Raw genomic sequence first — 25,442 nt, 5'->3', positions numbered from 1 at the left:
CAGTCCGGATGGCTTTCCGGACTGTTCTGAAAAGTATTCTTATGATAAAGTGTTGTTTCCATCCTGTTCCGGCTCAACCTGAACATCATCTGGGGTATTTGTTTTGTTTTCATCCGATGCTGCATTTCCGTTTCCATCAACGGTTGTAACCCCATTATTTCCGCTTTCGTCAGACTGCGGAGTCGTGATCTGTCCTGCCTGGCCCTGGTTCTGCAGTTCATATTTTTTCCATGCGGAAGCTGCTTTCTGTGGAATCGTGGTTCCTTCTCCGGTGTTGAGTTCCTGGATTGCATAGTAATGTACCGGCACATTCAGATCTTTTCCATCCAGCTGTCCCTCTACAATATTGGCAGCTGTCAGGCTTGTAAAGATCGGATCTGTTGTTTTTCCCGGTGCAAGTATTTCGTTATAGCTGTAGGTGTAAACCATATTATCTCCTACACGCTTGTTGTACATCAGAGTCCATTTCTTAGAAACATTGTTCATGGAGAACAGCTCTGTATCTTTTGCAACGCCTCCATTCAAACGGTTACCTGCAGCATTAACAGTAATCACCTTTGCAATCGGGATAGAAACATCCAGATATACATAAGCATCATTTTTTCCAACATTTTCGATCTGCGGGTCTTTTTTGATTACCTGGGTCGGAACGATATTGTTGGTTTTTCCATCATTATCCGGTGTGTAGTTCGGCTCATGGCCAACGATGTCTACTTTACCTACAGAAAATTTGTTGGTTACAGAATCATGATCTGTCAGATATGCCATGGATGATCCAACGGCCAGTGCGCCGCATAGTGCTGCTGCTGTAAAAAATGCTGCTACTTTTTTCTTTGTCATAATCGTAATTCTCCTTTTTTTCTTTTTGTTTTTTTTACCTGTTCCCGTTCCTTTGGTTCAGGTCTTTTCTCCGGAAAATAGAAAACCAGAAGCATAAACAGCGCCAGAAAACCTACGGTTAAAAACATGTGGTTTTTAGCCCACATGAATCCGTAGCCCAAATATGGAATGCAGAACAGATATGTTCCGCGAATGTTTTCTGCCGGAATGGTTCCGGAATCCGGATCTGTGTTTGCATCCCCTTTTGTCTGGTATCCCTCTTCTGTTTTTGACAAAATCCGGTGAGTCACCAGATCCCCGTGCCTCTCAAACGTAGCAATATTTCCTGGACGTACATCCCTCTTCGATGAATCCACAACTGCCACTGATCCTGTGGGAATCACAGGTTCCATAGAACCTGACAGAATCACATAACCCCTTAAATCACGGCACTGATAACAGGTAATACCAAGCACCATACAAACCAGAATCCATAGGAATGCGTGTATTACTTTTGTTTTCATTTTTCCTCTCTCTCCTTTTTTACTTTTTGTTGCCACTTTTTCCGTGCAACGGCGTCACCCCCTAAAAATGGGCATAAAAAATACACCAGCCCATGAAAACCATGTTCTGATGCATGAAAGCCCATTTTTCTTTTTTCCGTGTCAATCATTGACACGAGCAATTGAAAGATTTTTTTGTCCTACCTGCTGTCCCTTCTGTTTTCCTTCTTTTGCAAGTATAACATAGCATACCTTTCTGTGACGTGCAATATGACATTTTTTTGAAAAACATGACATTTTCTCAAAAAACATGACATTTTTTCAAAAGATATGACATTTTTTCAAAAAAGATGACATTTTTATAACTGCCTTTTTTCTAAAAAAGGGATGCACAAAGTTCTGCGCATCCCCCGTACTGCTTGACTTTTTTCGTCCGGCAGCTTATAATCAAATCAGAAGCAATCAAGGATATACCAGTGTCGGTGGTTGCCTTTCTGAAATAATCTAAATTATTACAAAGAGCAACAAGAGACATAGGCTATCCCCTATTTGCGGTAGGGAATAGCCTTCTTTCTACTTGCGGTGGAAGTTTATGTAAGATAACGCCGCAAAAACAACAAGTAAAAGCGTCAACACTTCCATTGTATTCATTGGCATTACCCCCTTTCTGTTTTCAGAAAGGACAACCACCAGACTATCCCTATCACGTTCTGATCTGATTAGATTCAGTATAGCATATCATCGACTATTTTACTACCTCTTCGACATACAAATCCCCTCTCGCAATTCGTCTACGAGAGGGGATTCTTTTTTATCGGATAAAGTAGTTTGTAATCTGATAATAATCGTTTTCTGTCATGCCGAGTACATCACTCATACCATCGTCCATATGTTCCCAGGTTGTTGCATAATCATAATCTTGATCTGAGAAGGAAAATACAGCTGAGAAATTCACAATCTTTCTTCCGTTATACTCCTGCGGTTGTCCATACATTACAGCGATTGCTCCATATGCATTATAATCATCCATCTGGTTTGCTTTATGGCCTGGAGAGGACATCCAAAGGTTGAAGATCTGGCGGGCAAGATCATCGGAATCTGTATATGACAGACCACCGCCGCAGCCGTTCTGTCTGCCACCATGCAGGGCCAGATTATCGGAAGTTCCATATCCTGGCTGTGTGATTGATCTCATGATATGGTATCCGGCAGCGGCAACGCTTCTCGGATAACAATGTTTTTCATCCCAAATCATAGCTGCATGTCCTTCTTTGACACGTTCTTCATTTACCAGGTCGAAAATCTTTCTGGAAACTTCCTGATCGTAAACGGTCATTCCAAGAGCCTCTTCGTTGGTATATGGGATATTAATTTTTACTTCAACATATCTACTTACAGATCCTTGATTCGGTTCTACACCTTCTGCAGATGCATAAATTGTAACTTTTTGCATACCATTTTTTTTATGAACCGTTACAAGTCCATTTTCATCTACGCTTGCTACTTCTGGATCATCCGAAGTCCATTTTACCGCTTTGTTGGTTGCATTTTCCGGATATACGGTTGCGGCCAGCTGCAGTGTCTGTCCAACTTCAGTTAATTCCAGATTACTGTTCGGTGTAATTGTTACGCTTGTTGCATAAACGGTTTCTGCTGGTGTCTCTGTTGGCTTCGGTGTCTCTGTTGGTTTCGGCGTTTCCGTTGGTTTTGGCGTTTCCGTCGGTTTTGGTGTCTCCGTTGGTTTTGGTGTCTCCGTTGGTTTCGGTGTTTCTGTCGGTTTTGCTGCTGGTTTTGTTGTAAGCGCACCGTCTTTTCCGTAGTAATTTCCGTTTACCGTCTGATCCGTTACCATCTTACAGTCTGATCGGAAATAATATGTCTTTCCGGAAATTTTCATCTGCATATCCTTGCAGGCTCCGCCCCAGCTCCGGATATAGTATTTTGCTCCGTTTTCTTCTTTCCAGCATCCGGAAAGCATAACTCCGTTTCCGTCCACAAAATACAGGTTATCTTTGTATGTAAAGCTTGTGTTCACTGCCATGGTGCTGTCTGCCTGGAACCAGTACCATTTTCCTCCGGTTTTCAGCCACTCATTCTGATAGGCTGCACCGTTATCATGCAGGTAATATTTTTTTCCGTTCCAGGTCTGCCAGCAGTTTTTATAAGCTCCGCCCCAGCTGCAGAAGAAATAGGTTTTTCCCCCGTCCGTGAAAGATTCATTTGCTTTCATGGTTCCGTCTGCGTTCAGATAGTAACGGTTATTGTCCCAGGTCTGCCAGCCCGTTGCAATTTTTCCATCTTTTGCCAGTTTCCACTGTCCATCCATCACGATCCACTGCATGTTGGTTACATTAGCATTACCATCAAAAGTGTAGGAGCGTCCGTTGATTTTGGCAGATCTGTTCTTATATGCGCCGCCCCAGCTGCACAGATAGCGGATTTTCCCTGTATCATCCAGTCTCCACTCATTGGAGCGCATACTTCCATCACTATTCATGTAGTATTTATTTCCATCCCAGGTCTGCCAGCCCGTTGCAATTTTTCCGTCTTTCACCAGATACCATTTTCCACCTTTTACAACCCACTGGGAACCCTGTACCTTACTGTCTGCACCGAATGTATAACTTCTGCCGTTGATTCTTGCCTTGCAGTTCAGGTAAGCTCCACCCCAGCTGCGGAAGTAGTAAACCGATCCATCCGTATCAATCATCCACTCATTTGCTTTCATGGTTCCGTCTGCATTCAGATAATATTTTTTTCCGTCCCAGGTCTGCCAGCCGGTCTGTTTTACACCGTCTTTATAAAAATACCAGGTTCCGGACTCCTGCGTCCATCCGGTTTTTCCAGCTGCCTGTACTGTCTGGGCAGAAACTGTTGGGAACATATTTGTTGCGGCCGGTGTACCTACTGCCAGGCTCAGGCCAAGAAGTACCATTGCGATTCTTTTTCTCATACTTTTTCCTCCGTCCGTGTCAAACATTGACACCGATTTTTCTGTTTGAATTCCATGTCAACGTTTGACACGGGATTCCTTGTTTTGTTATTTCACTTTTTACTCCGGAATTTCTTCCAGAAGTTCCCCGGTATAATCTTCCCGTTTTCCAAGTTTTACGGCATCGTCCAGTTCGGACTGTTCCATGCATACACTTCCGATCGGGTGGATTCCTGGATCACAAAGAACCAGATACAGATTTCCCTGGTAATCTTCCGCTACATCACCATCCTGCCGGTAGCCAATAAACTCATGCTCAATCGGTATTTCTTCCGGATGCTCCAGATAGAATGGATCAAGCTCTCCCCAGTCCAGTGTGGAAAAATTGAAATTCGGAAAACGTTCTGCTATTACTTTTTCTGCATTTTTTCGAAGCTCTTTCATGTCCATATGGTTTCTCCCCCTTTTTTATTTCTTTGGATCATATTATCATATTACCTTTCCAATTCCGTAATTACAAGAGTCTTTTGCTATTTTTCATATTGCATTTTTATTACATTCTAATCACCCCTCTGTTTTATTTGCATTTGTTGTTATTGTAATATGGCTTCCGCTGCTGAATGCGGCTTCCATAGATGCCTTTAATGCGTTCAGGATTTCATCTGCACTTTTTGTTCCCCCGTAAAAGCCCGTATTGGCCGTTTCCTGCGATTTTTCTGCATCGTACCGTAAAATGATCGTAAGTCCTGTTCCAGCCGTTGCAGCGTCCGAAAACGAGCTTGAAAGGGTTGTCTTGGATGTACAGGAAACGGTAAGTGTTCCACTCAGGAACTTACAGCCGGAAAACAGGTTCCCGCTATCCGTACAGGAAGATGGGATTTCACCGGTTATGGATTCCAGTGCGGTACATCCGAAAAAACTGCTGTTCATTTTCTGTGCAGACGATGGGATATGTACTTCTTTCAGGTTGACGCAGCCATTGCAGATATTCGAAAGTTCTTTCGCACTGTCCGGAATCTGGACAGATGCCAGAGCCATACAGCCGTAATACATGGAATCCATGTTCTCCAGCTGCATACAGGCTGTTGTATCGGCTCCCTCGATCAGTGCCGTATCACCGTAAAATGCTTTTTTTGCCTGTTTTATATTTCCTGGAAGTTCCATGGCCTTTTCCAGTGCGATACACCCTTCTGCGCAGGATGTAATATCTTCCAGCCGGACCGCACCAGACATATCCGGCATACTGGTCATCGCCGTAGCATTCTTGAATGTTTCCACCATGCTTCTCACTGTATCCGGGATGCGGCACAATGTTTCCAGGTATTCGTCATTTCCTGTAAACCAGTAGTCCATGCTTTCCACTTCTGCCTCCGGATCAATCCAGGTCAGCCGTTTAACAGAATATTTCTTCCATGGCGCAGAATCTGATTTGAAATTCCGGACGCTTCCTTTTCCGGATATTTCTAGATCCCCGTTGGAATACAGGATAGCCTCCACATCATCTGGATTTTCTCTGCCGATTTTATACCTAACACTTTCATCACGGTCAATAAGCACTGTTATCTCTGCCTTGATATCCGGATATGCCTTGGAGGAAACCTCTACGGTAACACTGTGGCCATGTGCCGGCACTTTAGCCGGTGACACGCTGTATGTATCTGCATCCAGAAGCTGTTTCTTTTTCCCGGATATTCCGTATACGCGGAAATTTTTTTCTGAAATCCTACTTCCGGCAGCATAGCTTTTCTCTGCAGCTTCCACCTTGATCGTTTCCGGTTTTTCCGGTGCAGCTTCTTTTCGAAATTTTGGCAGTACCAAAAATACGACTCCAACAAGAATCAGCAAAATAACAGCAATCAACGCTATGATCCACAAGATGCTTTTCTTTTTCTGCCTTTTTTTCGCTGGCTGTTTTTTTGATACGGCCATTTTTACTCTTTTTTCTTTTCCGTATTGTGCAGGCACTTCAGGATATAACAGATGTGATCTTTATCCAGCTTCAGGAACATGCTTTTTACAATCGAAACAGGACGTTCCTTTCCTCCAATCCGAATTGTTCCTGCATCCGGCGGCAGCATTAGGGTTTCTACAATCAGATCGATCAGTTCATCCACTTCCTGCTTGTTATAGATCGGCGGGTAGTTCTCGTAATCAATATTTTTCCGAATCAGTTCCCGGTAGGCAGATATCCGATCCATCATATCCATCCCATCTCTTTTTGTTCCCCGCTTTATATTATGATGTTAGGGTCAAAACCATAAATAACTTTGTCCTCTATTTCTATAGCACCTTGAAAAATTCATATTTTGTAGTGTAATACCGGATTTCTTCGGATATACGCTGGTATTCCCTTCCTTGATTTTATACAAGTACCGGATTTTGAGCGTAATGTCCTAAACCCTTCACATAGTTGAAGAGTTTTCTGAAATTCAATGCTGCTATCTTGGAACCGAAAAAGAACTTGCCCCGCTGTTTCCCACGAGGTATCTTTTCCAAGTGGTAATTCTTGCGTATATTCGATGGAACAGTTTCCACTCCATTACGCAGCCTTGCATAATTTTTGAATTCTTTGCTATTCCGTTGGATTTTCGCACGTTCATGCGCTGCTTTGGATGTTACTATTTTTGCAACCTTCTTAAAGATCTTCGGCTTGCATTGATCCTGCTACGGACAGTTGGCACACTGCTCATGCAGAGAGGAAACGGCACACTGATTGCTTGGTTTCATATAAGAACAGCTTTTCGGTGCATGGCCGGCTGGACATCGGAGGACTTTTGTTCCCTCTTCGTTGAATTCAAAATCAGCAAGGATATCCGGAGCCGGTTTCCCCGTCAGACTTGTGGTAATCAGTTCTACGTTTTTATGAGCTGCAAGTTGTGTGTTTTCTGTTCCACTATATGCTCCATCCGTGACTATAACAGTCCGTTCTTCCTGGTTATCCATCTGCGCAAGGTGCTCCTGGATAAACTGACTGTCACTATGGTTGTTTTGCTCATACTGGTACTCTGTTACAACAGAACCATTGGCTCCAACGGATTCTTCAAGATTAGCAGCATATCCTCGATGCTCTTTTCCTGCTTTATTCCGGAATGTCGCTTCAGGGTCAGAAGGATTCTGCAGCATGGTTGATTTCATGCCGCCGTCTTCTTTCGTGCGGAGTCTTCGGTTTTCATTTTCAACAATGGTCTGTTCTGACAGGCATCTGACAAACAGATCATACTCTGTTGAATCATTGTAATCAGACTCACACAGGGCAAGAAGTTTATCCGCATCCGTTAAGAGCTGCTTCATGCGCTCATCTGCATCGGTACTGCGCTGATGATAAATCACTCTGTTAAAATCGTTAGGATCGATATAATGTTTTAAATCGTCAGACAGAGCGGAACCATTGATTTTATTCACATACATCACCAGCTTTGCAATGCAGGTGTATATCAGTTCCATTCGGCTGAGCCTGCGGACGTTGGATTCGATCATCATGGAATCCATACGCCTGACTTTACCGCTGATTCCCACCAGTTTTGCAATGGAAGCACTTAAATCTTTCACACAATCATGATAAAGATCCTTGTTGTGAAGTGTTTCATAATCATAGCATCTCTTGGGGAAACGGCTTAAGGTCTTGTCACTCAAAGACTGTTCTTCAAAACTTGTTGTGTGCAGTGCGTACTGAATTCGAAAATCCAGCATAAGATTTTCGACCATCTCGTCATCGGAATAATCAAAAAGCTCTTTGATAATGAGCGCACCAACAATCACGTTGACCGGAGTATTCGGTCTGGATGCCTTATCGCTGTATAAGACAGAAAAACGCTTTTCATCAATGGCAGGAAATATTTCATCGGCAAAGACTTTTGCCCAGGATTTTTCCAATGCTTTTTGTTCTCTGGCAGTTAATCCAGAAAAACTATCTGTAAATGACATTTGCTGGTAAGTATTTTCTTTGAATGACATAGAGATTGCCTTCTTTCCTACTAAGATATCTCTATTATACAGCAAGTAAACCATTTAGGCTTGTATTTACTACAAAATATATGAACTTTTCAAGGTACTATAGAGGGGCTTTTGACCCCAACATCATAGTTTTAAAATAATATAAAGCAAACGGATAAAAATATTTTCTCCGTCATAAACTTCAAAAAGAGAGGGAAAAACTTATGATTTTTTATTTTACCGGAACTGGTAATTCGCTTTGGGCTGCAAAAGAAATTGGAAAAGAGCTGAATCAGCCTGTTGAGAATATTATAAAACAGAAAGCAATTTTTTCTGCAAAAACGATATAATCGGTTTTGTCTTTCCTACCTACATGAGCGATCTGCCATGGATTGTAAAAGAATTTTTATTGAAGTTAACGGTCAATCCTGACTGCTATACTTTTGTCGTCATGACTTCTAACAATGGAAAAAGCGGAAATTCTTTTGTCAGCCTAAGTCAGGCACTTTCCCGCAGCGGTGCAAACCTGTCGGCTGTCTTTGATCTGCAGATGCCAGGCAACTGTTTAATCAGCTCAGAGCAGGAAAATCTGGAACGACTGAAAAAAGCACCGGAACGGTTAAAATCTATCATATCTTTTATAAAAGAACAAAAAACAAACTTTACATCTGACGGAAGTCTGCCAAAAGAAGATTTTGTTACTGCATCGTATTTTTATGGAGGACATTCCTGTGCAGCCTGTTATGCCTGTCTTCACTGGTGTCCCAAGAATGCTACCCTGCTTAAAGTTCCATTTTTGAAACATCGTCCGCAGTATCATCATCCAGATGTAACGCTGGCGGAAATCAAAGAATAAGTCTGTAAACGGCGCCCCGGTCCTGCATCCAAATGATCTGCAGGGCCGGGGCGCTTTGCAATTTATGTGCGTGTAAGATGTTGGCTTTTTATTTTCGCTCCGTCTCGCATACGATGATATGTTTGCTCTTCTCATACCCGGGAACTTTCCGGTCCGTGATAAAAATCGGTTTTTCAAAGTCTGCGAAGGTAACGGAACTGATGCTGTTAAATTTGCTTGCGTCACAGAGGACGTAGCACTGGCGGCACTGCTCCATGGCGGTCTTTTTGATTACTGCTTCATTGACATCCGGCGTTGTGCAGCCGCTTCTTCTTGTGACACCGTTGGTGCCGAAAAAGCCTTTGGTGAAATGATACTCCTGGATCGTGCGGATTGCCTGGTTTCCGACGACGGCTTCTGTGGAGCTTTTGAGCTCGCCGCCTACCAGAATGACCTTAAACCCGCGTGACGCCAGCCGCTGTGCGTGGGCAACGGCGTTTGTCACGAAAACGGCGGAGGTTGCCCGGATGAAATCGATCATATGCGCCGTTGTCGTTCCCGCGTCGAGAAAGACGAAATCGTCCGGCTCGATGAGGGATGCCGCATATTCTGCGATTTTCTGTTTGGCATCGCAGTTCAGCTCATTTTTCTGCGCAACGGTGTACTCATGTGCCGTCACCTTCTGGCCGGCTTCCACGGCGCCGCCGAATACCTTTTCCAGCTTGCCCTCCTTGTCGAGCGCTGTGATATCGCGGCGTACCGTGGACTCCGATGTATCGAGAAGATCCCGGACTTCCGTCACGGTGATGCTTCCCTTTTCTTTTAACAGTTTCAAAATTATCTCATGTCTCTGCTGTGTTAACATTTCTTTCCTGCCTTATATTCTGCCACATTTGTTTCCAGAATGATCTGGCGGAGCGGAAGGATGCTTCCCGGAGAAACGGAAAGTTCATCTACGCCCATCGCAAGGAACTCTTTTGTCAGTTCCTGGTCAGCGCCGAGCTCGCCGCAGATACCGGCCCAGATGCCGGCTTTGTGTGCATTCTCCACAACCATCTGAATCATGCGCAGGATCGCCGGGTGATGCGGATCAAAGAACGGATCCAGCTTTGTGTTCTGGCGGTCGATCGCGAGGGTGTACTGACTGAGGTCGTTCGTTCCGATACTGAAGAAATCAACCTCTTTTGCCAGCTCATCGCTGATGATGGCAGCCGCCGGGGTCTCGATCATGATACCCTGCTCTGGATTTCCGTACTCAATGCCCTGCTCAGCGAGAGAAGCTTTTACTTCCTCCACAATCGCTTTGATCTGGCGAACCTCGCCGACACTTGTGATCATTGGATACATAATGGCAATTTTTCCATATGCGCTTGCGCGGAACAGCGCGCGAAGCTGTGTCTTGAAGATCTCCGGCCGCGTCAAGCAGATGCGGATCGCACGGCAGCCAAGTGCCGGATTCTCCTCTTTTTCCATCTCGAAATAATCGCACTGTTTATCGGCACCGATATCGAGGGTACGGATGATGACGCGTTTCCCCGCCATCGTCTCTGCTGCCTGTTTGTAGATGCGGAACTGCTCTTCCTCTGTTGGATAGTGATCCTGCTCCAGATAGATAAACTCACTTCGGAACAGGCCGATGCCGCCCGCGTCGTTCTGCATGACAGTTGCAAGGTCTTTGATGTTTCCGATATTAGCATACAGCAGAATTTTCTGTCCGTCCAGTGTAATATTTTCTTTTCCCTTTAAGGTGAGGAGCAGTTTTTTCTTTTCCTCATCCTCGGTGCGGCGCTTCTGCATGGCAGCAAGAGTCTCCTCGTCCGGATCCACATAGATGGTTCCGTCGGATCCGTCTACGATGCCGAGCTTTCCGTCTACGCTCTCATCCAGCGGAAGCGGTGTTCCGACCAGTGCCGGAATCGCCATGGTTCTTGCAAGGATAGCGGTGTGGGAATTTAAAGAACCGTGTACGGTAACAAAAGAAAGAACTTTATCTTTATCCATCTGTACCGTCTCAGACGGCGCAAGGTCATCTGCCACGATGATTGCCGGTTCGTCGTTTAAGGATGCGTCAGTGTTGTCTCCGTTTAAGATGGAGATCAGACGCTCGGAAATATCCTTTACGTCTGCCGCGCGCTCTCTCATGTAATCATCGTCCATGGCAGAAAACATCTGCGCAAAGTTGTCGCCTGTCGTTGCAACGGCATACTCAGCGTTGACGCCCTGGCTCTTGATGATGTTCTCGACGGACTCATTGTAACCGTCATCCTCCATCATCATCTGATGCACTTCGAAGATCGCTGCATTTGCCTCGCCGACCTCTTTGCATGCTTTTTCATACAGAACGCCAAGCTGTGCGATTCCTTTTGCCTTTGCTTCCTCAAACCGTGCCATCTCCGCATCCGGATTTTCCACTTTCACACGTTTTACCTGACGCTCATTCTTTTTGTATACGCGGATCTTTCCGATCGCAATGCCGGAAAATACGCTTTTTCCCTGATAAATCTGCATAAGTTTTCTCCACCTTTGTTCTCGATATCCGAATTTTCTGTCCAGACAGCCGGAGCGTGTTCAAAAAGGATTTCTTAGTTTCAGAAAGTTTTTCAAACACGCTCCTGCCGATTACTATATTGTAATTCTCCAGAGCCCCATCTCAATTCCGCTTACGCTCCATTTCGATGTGGCTTCTCGCCATATGGAATTCCAGAAAAAAGCACTCATTCATGCAAGCATGATTCGCACTTTTTTCTTCCATTCCGCATGGCTCTGTAGAATTACAAGTTCTCTTTCATGAAATTGCTGATTGCTTCGTATGCAGCATCTTCATCTGCTCCATCGAAGGTCAGGGTAACTTCTTCGCCCTGTTTTACAGCCAGTCCCATGATGCCGAAGATGGCTTTGCAGTTCATGGCTTTTCCGTCTTTTGCGATCTTGATATCACAGGAAAATTCTTTGACTGCTTTTACCAGCATTCCTGCCGGACGAGCGTGGATTCCTTCTGGATCTGTTACAACATACTTAAATTCTTTCATGATTTTTTCCTCCCATAGGATCTTTGATATTTTTATTTTACTTTGTTTTCTGTCTTTTTTCTACTCTTTTATGCAACTTTTTTCTTTAAAACTCCAAGCAGAACTGCGGATACCACTGTTCCGATGACAACTGCCACCAGATAAAGCAGCGCATTTCCCATAACCGGTACAACGAAGATGCCGCCGTGCGGTGCCATTAAGGTACAGCCAAATGCCATGGAGAGCGCACCTGCGAGGCCGGAGCCGATGATGCAGGCCGGAAGAACGTGGATCGGGTCTGCTGCTGCGAATGGAATCGCACCCTCGGTGATGAAGGCGAGTCCCATGATGAAGTTGGTCGGACCGGATTCTCTTTCTTCTTTTGTAAATTTATCTTTGAACAGCAGGGTTGCAAGTGCAATCGCACACGGAGGAACCATACCGCCGATCATAACGGATGCCATAATGTCGTAGTTTCCTGCTGCGATGGCTGCTGTTCCGAATACGTAAGCTGCTTTGTTGAACGGGCCGCCCATGTCGATGGCCATCATGCCGCCGAGGATCATGCCAAGGATCAGCTTGCTGGATCCGCCCATGGAAGCAAGACCATTGTTCAGTACCGTGTTGACGGTTCCCATGATCGGCTCTACAATGAAGAGCATCAGAAGTCCCATCGCAAGGATGCCGACTACCGGGTAAATCAGAACCGGCGCAATCTTTTCGAGTGCTTCCGGAAGTTTCTCACATGCTTTGCGGAGGACAAGGATAATGTAGCCTGCTGCAAAACCGGCAACAAGTGCTCCAAGGAAACCGGAGGTTCCGCTCGATGCCATCATACCGCCGACAAAACCAAGGGCAAGTGCCGGCCGGTCGCCGATTGCCATGGCGATGTAGCCTGCAAGAACCGGGAGCATGAAGCCGAATGCCACGCCGCCGATCTGTTTGAACATCGCTGCAGCCGGGGTAATCGTACCGAAGTTTGATCTGGCTGCGGCATCAAGGGAGTTCATATCAACAAGAAGTCCGTCGATCAGGAATGCAATTGCGATCAGAATACCGCCGCCGACAACGAACGGAAGCATATGGGAAACACCATTCATCAGCTGGGTGTACAGCTGGTGGCCGATACCGCCGCTGTTCTTCTTCGTGCTTGCTGCGGCTGTCTGCGCATTGCCGCTCTTGTAAACCGGTGCGTTTCCGGACATCGCAAGCTCGATCAGCTCATCTGCTTTGCTGATACCGTCGGATACCTGGCGCTGGATGACTTTCTTTCCGTCGAAACGATCCATCGGAACCTGTGCGTCGGCTGCAACGATGATGCAGTCCGCATCGGCGATTTCCTGTGCAGTCAGCACGTTTTTCGCTCCGCCGGAGCTCGTGTCTCGACTTTTACGAAGCATCCTTTTGCTTTCGCTGCTTTCTCGATTCCCTCGGCTGCCATGTAAGTGTGGGCAATACCGGTCGGGCAGGAAGTAACGGCGAGAATCTTCACCTGATTTTCTTTTGCTTCCACCGGCTCTGCAAGACGCTCATCTACGCTCTTTTTCTCTTCATCGGCGCGGTCGATAATGGCAAGGAACTCTTCCGGTGTCCTTGCGTTTCGAAGGCTCTTGGTGAACTCTTCATCCATCAGCATCATGGAAAGTTTACTTAAGACATCGAGGTGAACGTTGTCTTTTGTGTTCGGCGCTGCGATGAGGAACAGCAGGGTGACCGGCTCTCCATCGAGAGAATCAAAATCAACGCCGTTCGGGATCACCATGGCTGCAAGGCCCGGTTTGTTTACTGCATCACATTTTCCGTGCGGAATCGCAATTCCCTCTCCGATTCCTGTGGTGCTCTCTTCTTCTCTTGCGTAAACCTGTGCGCGGTACGCATCTTCGTCTGTGATCTTTCCGCTTTTGACCATCAGCGCTACGGCTGCATCAAGCGTTTCCTGTTTGCTTTTCGGTGCGGCATCCAGCGCAATACTGCGGATGTCCAACAACTCTGTGATTCTCATGAGACGTCCTCCCTTTTATTTTGTAATCTGTTCGTAGACAGATGCAATTTCCTCCCGGGTTGCAAGGTTTTCAGAAAAAGCACTTGCACTTCCCGCTGCGATTCCCATATGGAACGCATGGAGGTAATCTTCTTTTTCCATGTAGCCTGCCATGAATCCGGCTACCATCGAGTCTCCTGCGCCGACGCCGTTGATAAGCTTTCCTTTCGGGGCCGGAGCTTCAAAGACCTCACCGGATGCGGCAACGAGAACGGCTCCTTCGCCTGCCATGGAAACCAGAACGTTCTGTGCGCCCTTTTTCTGCAGCTGTTTTGCATACGGAACAACCGACTCTCTTGTCTTTAATTCCACACCGAAAATCTCGCCGAGTTCGTGATTGTTCGGTTTGATGAGGAACGGGTGGTACGGCAGAACCTTCATCAGCAGATCACGGGTCGCGTCTACGACGATGCGGATGCCCTTGCCGTCGAGCATTTCCATAATTTTCTGATAGGCATCATCTGCCATGGATGACGGGATGCTGCCTGCGAGGAAGAGAACGTCGCCCTCGCCGAGTGCGGAAAGCTGTTTCATCAGCTCTTCCACTTTTTTCTCCGGGATTTCGGGTCCCTGTCCGTTGATCTCAGTTCCGTCAATGCTCTTTAATTTGACGTTGATGCGGGAATATCCTTCTTCCAGCCAGATGCAGCCGTTTTTAATTCCCATCTGGTCGAGCCGTCCCGCGATTTCTTTTCCGGTAAAGCCTGCCAGAAATCCGAGCGCTGTGCTCTCAATTCCAAGGTTTCCAAGTACGGTCGATACGTTGATTCCTTTTCCGCCCGGAAGCATCAGCTCGGAGCTTGTGCGGTTGGTAAGGCCGAGCTTGAAGTCTTCCACCGATACAATGTAGTCCAGAGATGGATTGAATGTCACTGTGTAAATCATATTTCCCTCCTGCTTTATTTTGATCGTGTTTGCTTTGATGAGCTTATTATATCGTCATATTCATTCAAAATCAATCATTAATATTTCATGAATTTTACCTTCTCTTTTTGTCGCATTTGCATAAGTTTAGAGTTTTATGACGGATTCCCCCGTTTTATCGCCCTGTTTTGACCGAGTTTGACTGATCGTCATCTTTTCTTCCTTGTCACGCATCGATCACTTTATTCTCTCCATTTCGGTCATTTTTTATCAGACACTTTCTGTTCTCATTTTTGTACTTTACTTTTTCCGGATTTGGTACTAAAGTGAAGAAAAATCAAAAAAAGAATTTCCAGAAGAGGTGATTTTATTTGAAACGATACTATATTCTTCACTATTTTGATCCCGCCAATGTGGGCAGTTTTCTGCTTGTCTCACTGCTCGGCCTGATTCTGGTGCTTACCCTTGTGCTTCTGATTGCAAAATTGCAGATTCAGCGGCAGCTAAAAGAGGAGACAGAGGAAAAAGCGAAAAAAATACGCCGGAAGAAACACCAGCGCAGGCAGTATCAGATTGTGGAAAGCTTTTATGAGCTGGTTTTCTCCGGCACTTCGATTCTTCTCTTCCTCTCCCTCTATTACATTATCGATGAGCGTCTGCCGCAGATTTCGATGTACTGGGAGAAATATCAGGATGTGGTGCTTCTTGTCTTTATCGTGCTCTCCGTCTTTCTGACGAGCTGGCTCGATGTGGTTCTGGTAAAGCTCACGCACCTTGACCCGGAGCAGAAGGCGTCGGTGCGGCTGATTTCGGTCTTCTATATTGTACTGATTCTTCTGTACATCCGCTTTATCTACGAGGACACGAATTATGACGGCCTGATTCTCTATTTCCTGACACTGACGGTCGGCCGCTTCCTGTATTTCGACTTTACGGTCAAGAGTTTTCTTGAAACGATGCGGGGCGTGTTGGAAAATCTACCGCTTCTTGTCATCATGAGCGCCTACTCCGGTTTCGTGTGCTGGTATGGGTTCCATGTCGGCTTTCTGCTGAAATCAAATGGTGTCATTTTGAGCACCTTTCTTGCCCATCTGTTTATGGACTGCTCGATCTTTCTGCTCCACAAGACAGGAATTTTAAAGCATGTGATACGAAAAATTTAAAACCGGCATTTTTTTACCAGCCATATATCAAAAGCTCTGCAGATCAGAATTTTGCATTTTCTGTTCTGCAGAGCTTTTCTTATTTAACGTTCTTTTTTACATGCCAAACAGCAGTGCAAAGCCATGTACGACAAAAGCTGCCAGCCAGGCGATCACACACTGTGAAACGACAACACCGGCTGCCCATCTGCCGCCAAGCTCCCGCTTGATGGAAGCGACTGCCGCCACACACGGCGTATAGAGGAGGCAGAAAACCAGAAGGCTTAATGCGGAAACCGGTGTCAGGATTTCGGTCAGCTGCGCGGTCGTGCCGAACAGTACGGAAAGTGTCGAGACGACACTCTCCTTTGCCATAAATCCGGTTAGAAGGGCGGTCGATACTCTCCAGTCTCCAAATCCAAGCGGCCGAAAAACCGGGGCGAGACGGCCGGAGACAACGGCGAGAATGCTGTCCTTGGAGTCCTCCACGACATTGAGATGCGTTCCAAAGGTCTGTAAAAACCAGATCACAATCGTGGCAACAAAAATGACGGTGAATGCCCGCTGCAGGAAGTCTTTTGCCTTATCCCACAAAAGCTGTCCGACATTTTTTGCCCCCGGCATGCGGTAGTTTGGAAGCTCCATGACAAACGGAACGGCTTCCCCCTGGAATAAAGTTCCCTGCATCAGCATCGCCATCAGGACAGCCATGAAGATACCACCGAAATACAGAAGAACCATCACAAGGGCACTGTATTTCGGGAAGAATGCGGCGGTAAAGAACGCGTAAATCGGAAGTTTTGCCGAACAGCTCATAAACGGAGTTAATAGGATCGTCATTTTCCGGTCACGCTCGGAAGGCAGGGTGCGGCTCGCCATGACGCCCGGCACGGTACAGCCAAAACCGACCAGCATCGGCACGATACTGCGGCCGGAGAGGCCGATTTTCCGGAGCAGCTTATCCATCACAAATGCCACGCGCGCCATATAGCCGCTGTCTTCCAGAATGGACAGGAAGAAAAACAGGGTGACGATGATCGGAAGGAAGCTTAAGACACTTCCGACGCCGTTAAAAATACCGTCAATCACAAGGGAATGAAGCACCGGATTGACGCCCCATGCTGTCATGGCGCTGTCCACGAGCTCGGTCAGTTTTCCGATCAGAATCTCCAGCACACTCTGCAGCGATGCTCCGATCACATGGAAGGTCAGGAAAAAGACAGCCGCCATAATCCCGGCAAAACATGGCAGAGCCGTATATTTTCCGGTCAGCACACGGTCAATTTCTGTGCTCCGCACATGCTCGCGGCTCTCTTTTGGTTTTACCACGGTCTCACGGCAGACTTTTTCAATAAAATTAAAACGCATATCCGCAATCGCCGCCGCGCGGTCCAGGCCGCGCTCCGTCTCCATCTGACAGACGATATGCTCGAGCATCTCTTTCTCGTTTTCATCGAGGGCCAGCTGCTCCAGGATCAGCGCATCGCCCTCTGCCAGCTTGCTCGCCGCAAACCGCACCGGAATATCCGCCCTTGCGGCGTGATCCTCGATCAGATGCATGATCGCATGCAACGCACGGTGGACGGCACCGCCGTGGTCATTCGCCTCACAGAAGTCCTTTCTGCCCGGTTTTTCCTGGTATTTGGCCACATGAACAGCATGGGCAACCAGTTCATCGATTCCCTCGTTTTTTGCAGCGGAAATCGGGATAACCGGGATGCCAAGTCTCTCTTCCATCTGGTTCACGAGCACAGAACCGCCGTTTTCGCGTACCTCATCCATCATGTTGAGGGCCAGTACCATCGGAACGTCGAGTTCCATCAGCTGCATCGTCAGATACAGGTTTCGTTCGATATTTGTCGCATCTACAATATTGATGATGCCGCGCGGATGCTCGTTCAGAACGAAATTCCGGGTGACGATCTCTTCGCTTGAATACGGCGACATCGAATAAATGCCGGGAAGATCGGTGACCAGCGTGTTTTTCTGGCCGCGGATTTCACCGTCCTTCCGGTCTACGGTCACGCCGGGGAAGTTTCCGACGTGCTGGTTGGATCCCGTTAATTGGTTGAACAGGGTGGTCTTGCCGCAGTTCTGGTTTCCGGCCAGCGCAAAGGACAACAGCTCTCCTTCCGGCAGCGGATGCTCCTCTGCCTTATTGTGGTACTTTCCGCCCTCTCCAAAGCCGGGATGCGGAATTGCTTTCGCATCCGGCTGCTCTTTTTCTTTTACAGCGTCCCGCATCTCATCAATGACAATCCGTCCGGCATCGGCGAGGCGGAGTGTCAGTTCATAGCTGTGAATCCGCACTTCCACAGGGTCTCCCATCGGTGCATACTTTACCATCGTCACTTCCGCCCCCGGAATGATTCCCATATCGAGGAAGTGCTGCCGCAGCGCGCCCTCTCCTCCTACCGTGCGGACGGTCGCTGTTTTGCCGATCGGCAGTTCTTTCAGTGTCATATATTTCACTCCTTATTGATTCTCATTATCAATAGTAAGTATATGACACAATTCGACTGCGGTCAAGCAATTGCCATTATTTCTCTTTTTGTTTTTCTTCGAGTTTCTTCTGTACACTCGGAAACAGCTCCAGATCCGTGTGTGGGATTGCCTGGGCCGCTTTCATCATAGAGATGAAAGCGGCGACCTGGCCGAACTGGATGTAGACCATCTCGTCCAGAATGCGGTCAATATCGTCGATGCAGGTCCGATCCAGCAGGATTTTTTCTGCTCCCGCAAGCGACGTATTTCCGGCGCAGATCAGGCGGCTGCGGTCCATATCCGGGTACATGCCGATCGTGATGGCGGATTCCTTTGAAACGTGCTTTCCAAATGCACCAGCCGCGTAAAACCGGTCAATTTCTTCCATGGAAATGCCGGATTCACGCATCATGTACTCAACCATCGTGTAGGCCGCTGACTTTGTACGAAGGAATTCGGCGATATCACTCTGATAGAAGCACAGCCCTTCACTATATTCAACGCACCACTCTCCCGTCTCCGGGTCTTCCTTGATCTTTTCGGACCGCTCCGGCTGCAGGGTGCCGAACAGGTTGATCCATCCATTTAGGAATAATTCCGCGAGCAGATCGATAATGCCGGAACCGCAGATGCCCTTTGGCTTACCCTCTCCGATTACATGGCACTGGATTTTCCCGTCTTCTATTTTTACCGTATCAACAGCGCCTTCTGCAGCTCGCATGCCGGTTTTGACCACGCCGCCCTCGAGCGCCGGACCGGCAGCGCCTGCGCCGCAGAGCAGAAATTCCCGGTTTCCGACGACAAGCTCGCCGTTCGTTCCGATATCAAAAAAGACGCTGATCGTTTCTTTTTTATAGAGTTCCGTTGCGATCATACCGCTTAATATATCACCGCCCAGGTAATTGGATTTTCCCGGCACGCAGTAGACACATCCCTTCATGGGAAATCCCATCTCTTTCGCCGGAAGGAATCCGACGCGGTCCGCGCGCACGGCGTACGGGGATGAAAAGACGCAGAACGGATCCAGTCCCAGCAGGAAATGGATCATCGTTGTGTTGCCGGATACGACCATTGAGAGAACATCCGACGGCGCAATTCCTGTCTTTTGGCGAAGTTTTTCAAAGAGCAGTGTAAATGTCTCCATCGTACACGCACGGATGTCCTGCAGTACCTCCGGTTTATCCTTACAGGCAAAGATTCTCGTCAGAATATCGGTTCCATAGGCAGTCTGGCGGTTGTATTCGCTCTCCTCGGCAAGCACGGTACCGTCGCTGCAGTTTACCAGGCGCACAACGACGGTCGTACTTCCAAGATCAGCGGCATAGCCGTAATGCTCTGCTGCTGTATCGCCCGCTTCCAGATCAACCGCCTGCCAGATGCTTCCATTCCATGCGAGGGAAACCGTTATGTTATAGTCTGCCTCATCGCAGATGGGATACAGTTTCTGCAGCGCTGAAAGGGTAAATGATGCGGTGATTCCTTTCTCTTTTAATGCATCCAGTATCCGCATCTGGCTGGAGCGGGCGTCCTCCTCCGTCGGCGGAACCAACTCCAGATACTGTTTCTGTGTTACTCCTCTATTCATTATTACTTCCTCATTTCCTGATCATTTTTCTGTTTCTTATTGTAGCACTTTTCTCTTTTCCAGAGAACTTATTTTTTTCACATTTTTACTACATTTCCATCACAGATTCCCATTATACTGCAAAGCATAGAAACAAAAAAGGAAGCAAACAAAAAAGGAAGCAAACAAAACCGGAAGCCGATTCCGGAACACAGTTTAAAATACAGATACCAGAAAGGAAGTATTTATTATGATGGACTACAGAAACAACTACAATAACGAAAACGAAACCAATAATGAGAACATGATGGCAGCAGAGCAGAACAGCTTCAACGGAAAGAAACCTTCTTCCAAAAATAAAAAAGCTGCTAAGCTTGCAAAGAAAATCGGAGCCATCGCCTTAAGCGCAGTTCTGTTCGGCGGTGTTGCCGGCGGTACCTTCCAGGCAGTCAACCACTTTGCCGGAAGCACGACAGCCACTGCAACAACAACCACTGCACAGCAGACGACTTCCAACAGCAGCCTCTTAAAAGCCGCTGCCACATCCTCAAGCTCCACTTCCACCGGAACGATGGATGTTTCCACGATTGTGAAAAACGCAATGCCTTCGATCGTCTCCATCACAAACCAGTCCGTACAGGAAGTACAGAACTACTTCAGCATGTTCGGTTACGGTGCCCAGACTCCGCAGACCGAGGAGACCACAAGCTGCGGTTCCGGTATCATCATCGGAAAGAATGACACCGAGCTTCTGATCGTCACCAATAACCATGTAGTAAAAGATGCCGATACTCTTTCTGTCAGTTTTGTAAACAATCAGGTCTGCAAGGCAAATATCAAAGGTACCGATGCCGATAACGATCTTGCCGTCATCGCCGTTCCGCTCTCCGAGATCCCGGATGACACGATGAGCAGCATCGCTGTTGCCACGATGGGCGATTCTGATTCCGTTGAGGTCGGCGAGCAGGTCGTTGCGATCGGCAACGCACTCGGCTATGGCCAGTCCGTTACGACCGGTATCATCAGTGCTGCAAACCGTGTGATCGACAGCGACTCCTCTTCTGACGGAAGCTCCGATGGAACAACGGCAGATACTTCTTCCACCGATACAACCGGAAAGACCTACTTACAGACCGATGCAGCCATCAACCCTGGCAACAGCGGCGGCGCTCTTCTGAACATGAACGGAGAGGTCATCGGTATCAACTCCGCAAAACTTGCTTCTACAGAGGTAGAGGGCATGGGCTATGCAATCCCGGTCTCCCGTGTTTCCGATATCATTGAAAATCTGATGAATGAGCAGACCAGAACAAAGGTTGCCGCAGAAGATCAGGGAACGATCGGCATCAAATGCCTCGATGTCAGCAGCCAGATCCAGCAGGCATACAATATGCCGGCCGGCATCTATATCTCCGAAGTAACCTCCGGCGGTGCCGCTGAAAATGCAGGTCTGAAATCCGGATACGTTCTGACCAGCTTTGACGGACATTCCATCACCTCCACCAGCGAGCTGAAATCCCTGCTGCAGTATTACTCTGCCGGCGAAACCGTCGAGGTGGAAGTACAGGTTCCAGACAACGGATCCTATGAGACAAAGACCTTCTCCCTGACCCTCGGAACGAGCATCAGCTCTTCAGATGATCAGCAGAGCGATTCCCAGCAGAATGCGGGTTCATCCCGCTCTGCAGAGGGAGGAAATACCCTGACCTCCGCTACTCCTTCGATCTGACTGCCCGCTCTCCCGTGAAAGAAATCCATAAATAAAAAACATCATAAGCATGAAAGAAAGGCCCCGAAACATAACTCCAATGTTTCGGGGCCTTTCTCCTATTCTCTTAATCCATTTCTTATTTTTCTGCTCCTGCAACTGCCTCGCGGGCTGCTTTCTCTTCCGGATCTTCATCCAGAATGGAGAATGCAATATTGGTTGCATGGTCCGCGACACGCTCGAGTCCGGATACAAGATCGGAGAAGATCATGCCGGCTTCCGGCGTACATTCGTTGCGGGTCAGACGCTCTACATGCTTCTGCTGCAGATCCCGCTCCTCCTGATCAATGGAATTTTCAATATCAATGATCTCCTGCAGGTGCTGCAGATCATTCTTTGCAAACATTTCGATCGACTCATCGAGAATTTTTAATACCATATCCAGCATCTCGGAAAGATCCAGTTCGCCCTGTTTGCTGAAGGTCACATTGTCATTCGTCATCTGCACAGCAGAATCTGCGACATTTTCGGCATGATCACCAATCCGCTCGATATCATTGACCACATGGAACAGCGCACCGATGCGCATAACGTCTGATGTCGGCAGCGATGCCTGATTTAAGTGAACCAGATAGTTCGTAATCTCTTTGTTCAGGAAATTAATATTTTCCTCGACACGGTAGACCTCGTCGATTTCTTTCTGATCGCGGGTCACCAGCGTATTCATCGCGCGAATCAGGTTGGTCTCTGCCATCTGTGCCATACGCTCCATCTCACGGACAGCCTGCAGAACTGCAGTCGTCGGGGACATCGCATGTTTCGAGCTGATGTAGGCAAGCTCGAACTTTTTGTCTTCCTCGTCATTTCCGCGGATGATAAAGTACGTTGCCTTCACCAGAAGCGGGGTAAACGGCAGCATCAGGAGTACCTGGCATACTTTGATGATCGAGTTTGCATTTGCGATCATACGGCCTGCTTCGTTTCCGGAAATACCCATAAAGAAGTCAACTACCTGATTTCCAAACAGCAGGAAAATAATGGAGCAGACAATCGTTCCGGAGATGTTGAACAGCAGGTGGACACATGCCGCACGTTTTGCATCTTTTTTGCAGCCGAAGCTGGCAAGAATAGCAGACATCGTACATCCGATGTTGCATCCAAGCATCATAAACAGACAGATCGGAAGTCCCATCAAGCCCTCTCTTGCAAGAAGCATGATGATTCCGACCGTTGCAGAGTTACTCTGCAGAATCGCGGTAGCCACCCAGCCGACTAAGAACGCAAGAAACGGATTCGTCAGGGATCCGAGGGCGTTGACGACTGCCGGGATCTCTTTTGCTTCGTTCAGGGCTCCTGAGATACCGGAGATACCCATAAACAGAATACCAAATCCCAAGATAACCTCGCCGAGACGGCTGATCGTCAGATTGTTCTTTACGAACATAACCATCAGAACACCGATGATGACAAACAGCGGCGCGATATCCGCAAGGTCAAACGCAATCAGCTGTCCGGTAACTGTCGTACCGATGTTTGCTCCGAGGATAATTCCAGGAGCCTGTGCCAGTTTCATCAGACCGGAGTTTACGAAGCTGACCACCATAACGGTTGTAGCGTTGGAGGACTGAATCAGTGCGGTAAAGAAAATACCGACCAGAAGACCGATCACACGGTTCTTCGTAAATACCTCCAAAATGCTTCTCATCTTGGATCCGGCAACCTTCTGCAGTCCTTCACTCATCAGCTTCATTCCATATAAGAAGAAGCCCAGACCGCCCATCAAAGACACTATTACACTCATATTCTTTTTTCTTCCTTGTCTTTTTCTGATGTCTTTTCAAAATCCCTGTCAAAGTATTTTCGTGTTTTGGTCTCAATATTTTACATTTACTTAACGCAGATTTTACAAGACACCTTTTTTATCATAAAAGAAATCATGACATTTGTCTATAGAAAAATTAAAAATTTCGACAAGAAATTTTCAGATTCTTTTCGTTTCTTTCTTGCATTCTACTTGATAATATTGTAACATTTAGGATGTTTCCATATTATGAGGCGACATTTCCGCCTACAAAATTCAAAAGGAGAGAAAACTATGGAAAAGTTTAGCAAGCTGATGGAAAACACATTCAAGCTGCGGGAAAATGGAACAACGGTCAAAACCGAGATCATCGCCGGTGTCACCACGTTCATGACGATGGCGTACATTCTTGCCGTCAACCCGAACATCCTTTCCTCCACCGGCATGGACCACGGCGCTGTCTTTACCGCAACGGCTCTGGCAGCCTTCCTTGGCACCCTGCTCATGGCACTTTTCGCCAATTATCCATTCGCTCTGGCACCAGGAATGGGCCTCAACGCCTATTTTGCCTACACCGTTGTTCTCGGCTACGGATATAGCTGGCAGGCAGCCCTGACCGCCGTTTTTGCAGAAGGTATCATCTTTATTGTACTTTCTCTGACCAACGTCCGTGAGGCGATCTTCAACTCCATTCCGGTCAGCCTGAAATCTGCAGTCAGCGTCGGCATCGGTCTGTTCATCGCATTCATCGGACTTCAGAATGCAAAAATTGTACTGCCGAACTCTTCAACCGTGGCAGGCCTCTATTCCCTGTCTTCCTACAATGCCAACCTGCAGTCTGCAGCCACATTAAACGGAACAGAGTATGTGGCAGGAACGTTTAACGATGTCGGAATCACCGTTCTGCTCGCAGTCATCGGTGTTATCCTCACCGCCGTTCTTGTCGTACGCAATGTAAAGGGAAACATCCTCTGGGGAATTCTTGCAACCTGGATCCTCGGCATGATCTGCCAGGCATGCGGTCTCTACGTTCCGAACCCGGCAAACGGCTTCTACAGCCTGTTCCCGGATTTTTCCAACGGACTTTCCATTCCAAGCCTTGCCCCGATTTTCGGAAAACTGGATTTCTCCATTCTGAAAACAGGCGAGTTCTTCGTGATCATGTTTGCATTCCTGTTTGTCGATATGTTTGATACCATCGGAACTCTGATCGGTGTATCTTCCAAGGCAAACATGCTCGACAAAAACGGAAAACTTCCGCGCATCAAGGGCGCGCTGATGGCAGATGCTGTTGCTACCTGCGCAGGTGCTGTTCTTGGTACTTCTACCACAACAACTTTCGTTGAGAGTGCTTCCGGCGTTTCCGAAGGCGGCCGTACCGGTCTTACCGCTGTTACCACTGCAATCCTCTTCGGCCTCGCTCTGTTCCTCTCCCCGATCTTCCTTGCCATCCCGTCCTTTGCAACGGCTCCGGCACTGATCGTGGTAGGCTTCTACATGCTGACCAACGTAGTCAACATTGATTTCAGTGATCTTTCCGAGGCGATTCCGTGCTACATCTGCATCGGAGCTATGCCGTTCTTCTACAGCATTTCCGAAGGTATTGCCATGGGAGTTATCTCCTACGTTGCAATCCAGATCCTGAGCGGAAAAGCAAAAGAAAAAAAGATCAGCGTGATCATGTACATCCTGGCTGTTCTGTTTATCTTAAAATACCTTCTTCTGTAATGGCTTTTTAACGATACAGAACCGCATAAAAAGGCTCCTGTCCCACAGATTTTATTCTGTGAAACAGGAGCTCTTTTTAT

The 25,442-nt window shown here is 47.3% G+C and carries 19 protein-coding genes and 1 pseudogene; 5 read left to right on the top strand and 15 right to left on the bottom strand.

Annotation, left to right across the window (positions count from 1 at the left end; all coding sequences use genetic code 11):
• Nucleotides 1-39: 39 nt before the first annotated feature.
• The 7 genes from DXA55_RS02380 to DXA55_RS02350 all read right to left on the bottom strand — a co-directional run bounded on the left by DXA55_RS02380 (nucleotide 40) and on the right by DXA55_RS02350 (nucleotide 8,208).
• The gene (locus DXA55_RS02380; RefSeq protein ID WP_022461031.1) at nucleotides 40-840 is read right to left on the bottom strand and encodes a TasA family protein; all 801 of its coding nucleotides are present in this window, start codon (nucleotides 838-840) and stop codon (nucleotides 40-42) included.
• On the bottom strand, nucleotides 837-1,343 hold the full coding sequence (locus DXA55_RS02375; protein WP_117812927.1) for a signal peptidase I: 507 nt from the start codon (nucleotides 1,341-1,343) through the stop codon (nucleotides 837-839). Before DXA55_RS02375 ends, DXA55_RS02380 begins: the two co-directional genes overlap by 4 nt.
• A gap of 790 nt (nucleotides 1,344-2,133) precedes the next feature.
• Nucleotides 2,134-4,275, bottom strand: coding sequence for an Ig-like domain-containing protein (locus DXA55_RS02370; protein ID WP_158565013.1), 2,142 nt, complete (start codon nucleotides 4,273-4,275; stop codon nucleotides 2,134-2,136).
• 99 nt (nucleotides 4,276-4,374) lie between these two features.
• On the bottom strand, nucleotides 4,375-4,704 hold the full coding sequence (locus DXA55_RS02365) for a hypothetical protein (protein ID WP_117812925.1): 330 nt from the start codon (nucleotides 4,702-4,704) through the stop codon (nucleotides 4,375-4,377).
• A gap of 114 nt (nucleotides 4,705-4,818) precedes the next feature.
• Nucleotides 4,819-6,072 carry a leucine-rich repeat protein gene (locus DXA55_RS02360; protein WP_158565012.1) on the bottom strand — a complete coding sequence of 418 codons (1,254 nt, stop codon included), beginning with the start codon at nucleotides 6,070-6,072 and terminating at the stop codon, nucleotides 4,819-4,821.
• Nucleotides 6,073-6,185: 113 nt separating this feature from the next.
• Nucleotides 6,186-6,488 carry a DUF6017 domain-containing protein gene (locus DXA55_RS02355; RefSeq protein WP_330378103.1) on the bottom strand — a complete coding sequence of 101 codons (303 nt, stop codon included), beginning with the start codon at nucleotides 6,486-6,488 and terminating at the stop codon, nucleotides 6,186-6,188.
• A gap of 430 nt (nucleotides 6,489-6,918) precedes the next feature.
• Nucleotides 6,919-8,208 carry a transposase gene (locus DXA55_RS02350; RefSeq protein WP_242998339.1) on the bottom strand — a complete coding sequence of 430 codons (1,290 nt, stop codon included), beginning with the start codon at nucleotides 8,206-8,208 and terminating at the stop codon, nucleotides 6,919-6,921.
• Between the two features lie 203 nt (nucleotides 8,209-8,411).
• Here DXA55_RS02350 and DXA55_RS18040 point away from each other — a divergent pair, with 203 nt between their 5' ends.
• Both DXA55_RS18040 and DXA55_RS02345 read left to right on the top strand, forming a co-directional pair.
• Nucleotides 8,412-8,537, top strand: coding sequence for a hypothetical protein (locus DXA55_RS18040; RefSeq protein ID WP_256359687.1), 126 nt, complete (start codon nucleotides 8,412-8,414; stop codon nucleotides 8,535-8,537).
• Nucleotides 8,538-8,596: 59 nt separating this feature from the next.
• Nucleotides 8,597-9,043, top strand: coding sequence for a hypothetical protein (locus DXA55_RS02345; RefSeq protein WP_117760316.1), 447 nt, complete (start codon nucleotides 8,597-8,599; stop codon nucleotides 9,041-9,043).
• Between the two features lie 88 nt (nucleotides 9,044-9,131).
• On the opposite strand, the gene DXA55_RS02340 is transcribed toward DXA55_RS02345, so the two are convergent.
• The 5 genes and pseudogenes from DXA55_RS02340 to pfkB form a co-directional block, all read right to left on the bottom strand.
• Nucleotides 9,132-9,887, bottom strand: coding sequence for a DeoR/GlpR family DNA-binding transcription regulator (locus tag DXA55_RS02340; protein WP_117812923.1), 756 nt, complete (start codon nucleotides 9,885-9,887; stop codon nucleotides 9,132-9,134).
• A complete protein-coding gene (ptsP, locus tag DXA55_RS02335; RefSeq protein WP_117812922.1) occupies nucleotides 9,881-11,530 on the bottom strand; it encodes a phosphoenolpyruvate--protein phosphotransferase in 1,650 nt (549 codons plus the stop codon). The genes DXA55_RS02340 and ptsP overlap by 7 nt, the downstream gene beginning before the upstream one ends.
• A gap of 263 nt (nucleotides 11,531-11,793) precedes the next feature.
• Nucleotides 11,794-12,051: an HPr family phosphocarrier protein gene (locus DXA55_RS02330; protein ID WP_022463097.1), complete on the bottom strand. Its 258-nt coding sequence runs from the start codon at nucleotides 12,049-12,051 to the stop codon at nucleotides 11,794-11,796.
• A 68-nt stretch (nucleotides 12,052-12,119) separates the two neighbouring features.
• Nucleotides 12,120-14,032: pseudogene (locus tag DXA55_RS02325) on the bottom strand (PTS fructose transporter subunit IIABC).
• A gap of 15 nt (nucleotides 14,033-14,047) precedes the next feature.
• Nucleotides 14,048-14,956 (bottom strand): 1-phosphofructokinase, encoded by a 909-nt coding sequence (gene pfkB / locus DXA55_RS02320; RefSeq protein WP_055226351.1) that lies wholly within the window; start codon nucleotides 14,954-14,956, stop codon nucleotides 14,048-14,050.
• A gap of 350 nt (nucleotides 14,957-15,306) precedes the next feature.
• Between pfkB and DXA55_RS02315 the strand changes: the two genes are divergently transcribed.
• Complete coding sequence (locus DXA55_RS02315; protein ID WP_117812921.1) at nucleotides 15,307-16,098, top strand: hypothetical protein; 792 nt, start codon at nucleotides 15,307-15,309, stop codon at nucleotides 16,096-16,098.
• Nucleotides 16,099-16,194: 96 nt separating this feature from the next.
• Here the strand turns inward: DXA55_RS02315 and feoB are convergent, their stop codons facing one another.
• Together feoB and DXA55_RS02305 are read right to left on the bottom strand one after the other, a co-directional pair.
• Nucleotides 16,195-18,540 (bottom strand): ferrous iron transport protein B, encoded by a 2,346-nt coding sequence (feoB, locus tag DXA55_RS02310; RefSeq protein WP_117812920.1) that lies wholly within the window; start codon nucleotides 18,538-18,540, stop codon nucleotides 16,195-16,197.
• 76 nt (nucleotides 18,541-18,616) lie between these two features.
• Nucleotides 18,617-20,146, bottom strand: a complete 1,530-nt coding sequence (locus tag DXA55_RS02305; protein ID WP_117812919.1) for an ASKHA domain-containing protein — start codon at nucleotides 20,144-20,146, stop codon at nucleotides 18,617-18,619.
• 229 nt (nucleotides 20,147-20,375) lie between these two features.
• On the opposite strand from DXA55_RS02305, the gene DXA55_RS02300 reads away from it, so the two are divergent.
• Entirely contained in the window at nucleotides 20,376-21,854 is a 1,479-nt protein-coding gene (locus tag DXA55_RS02300; RefSeq protein ID WP_117812918.1) for a S1C family serine protease, read from the top strand.
• Between the two features lie 118 nt (nucleotides 21,855-21,972).
• Here the strand turns inward: DXA55_RS02300 and DXA55_RS02295 are convergent, their stop codons facing one another.
• Entirely contained in the window at nucleotides 21,973-23,634 is a 1,662-nt protein-coding gene (locus tag DXA55_RS02295) for a Na/Pi cotransporter family protein (protein WP_117508987.1), read from the bottom strand.
• 312 nt (nucleotides 23,635-23,946) lie between these two features.
• Here DXA55_RS02295 and DXA55_RS02290 point away from each other — a divergent pair, with 312 nt between their 5' ends.
• Nucleotides 23,947-25,362 (top strand): NCS2 family permease, encoded by a 1,416-nt coding sequence (locus tag DXA55_RS02290; protein WP_117509154.1) that lies wholly within the window; start codon nucleotides 23,947-23,949, stop codon nucleotides 25,360-25,362.
• The last annotated feature ends 80 nt before the right edge of the window (nucleotides 25,363-25,442 follow it).

Origin of the sequence: Blautia sp. OF03-13 (assembly GCF_003460685.1) — a bacterium.
GTDB classification, from domain to species: Bacteria; Bacillota; Clostridia; order Lachnospirales; family Lachnospiraceae; genus Fusicatenibacter; species Fusicatenibacter saccharivorans.
This window is presented reverse-complemented; position numbering and strand designations above follow the sequence as displayed.

Bases quoted from the DNA above. Each gene is read 5' to 3' on its own strand.
- DXA55_RS02380 (WP_022461031.1), bottom strand. From the start codon at position 840: ATGACAAAGAAAAAAGTAGCAGCATTTTTTACAGCAGCAGCACTATGC.
- DXA55_RS02375 (WP_117812927.1), bottom strand. From the start codon at position 1,343: ATGAAAACAAAAGTAATACACGCATTCCTATGGATTCTGGTTTGTATG.
- DXA55_RS02370 (WP_158565013.1), bottom strand. From the start codon at position 4,275: ATGAGAAAAAGAATCGCAATGGTACTTCTTGGCCTGAGCCTGGCAGTA.
- DXA55_RS02365 (WP_117812925.1), bottom strand. From the start codon at position 4,704: ATGGACATGAAAGAGCTTCGAAAAAATGCAGAAAAAGTAATAGCAGAA.
- DXA55_RS02350 (WP_242998339.1), bottom strand. From the start codon at position 8,208: ATGTCATTCAAAGAAAATACTTACCAGCAAATGTCATTTACAGATAGT.
- DXA55_RS18040 (WP_256359687.1), top strand. From the start codon at position 8,412: ATGATTTTTTATTTTACCGGAACTGGTAATTCGCTTTGGGCTGCAAAA.
- DXA55_RS02340 (WP_117812923.1), bottom strand. From the start codon at position 9,887: ATGTTAACACAGCAGAGACATGAGATAATTTTGAAACTGTTAAAAGAA.
- ptsP (WP_117812922.1), bottom strand. From the start codon at position 11,530: ATGCAGATTTATCAGGGAAAAAGCGTATTTTCCGGCATTGCGATCGGA.
- DXA55_RS02330 (WP_022463097.1), bottom strand. From the start codon at position 12,051: ATGAAAGAATTTAAGTATGTTGTAACAGATCCAGAAGGAATCCACGCT.
- pfkB (WP_055226351.1), bottom strand. From the start codon at position 14,956: ATGATTTACACAGTGACATTCAATCCATCTCTGGACTACATTGTATCG.
- feoB (WP_117812920.1), bottom strand. From the start codon at position 18,540: ATGACACTGAAAGAACTGCCGATCGGCAAAACAGCGACCGTCCGCACG.
- DXA55_RS02305 (WP_117812919.1), bottom strand. From the start codon at position 20,146: ATGAATAGAGGAGTAACACAGAAACAGTATCTGGAGTTGGTTCCGCCG.
- DXA55_RS02300 (WP_117812918.1), top strand. From the start codon at position 20,376: ATGATGGACTACAGAAACAACTACAATAACGAAAACGAAACCAATAAT.
- DXA55_RS02295 (WP_117508987.1), bottom strand. From the start codon at position 23,634: ATGAGTGTAATAGTGTCTTTGATGGGCGGTCTGGGCTTCTTCTTATAT.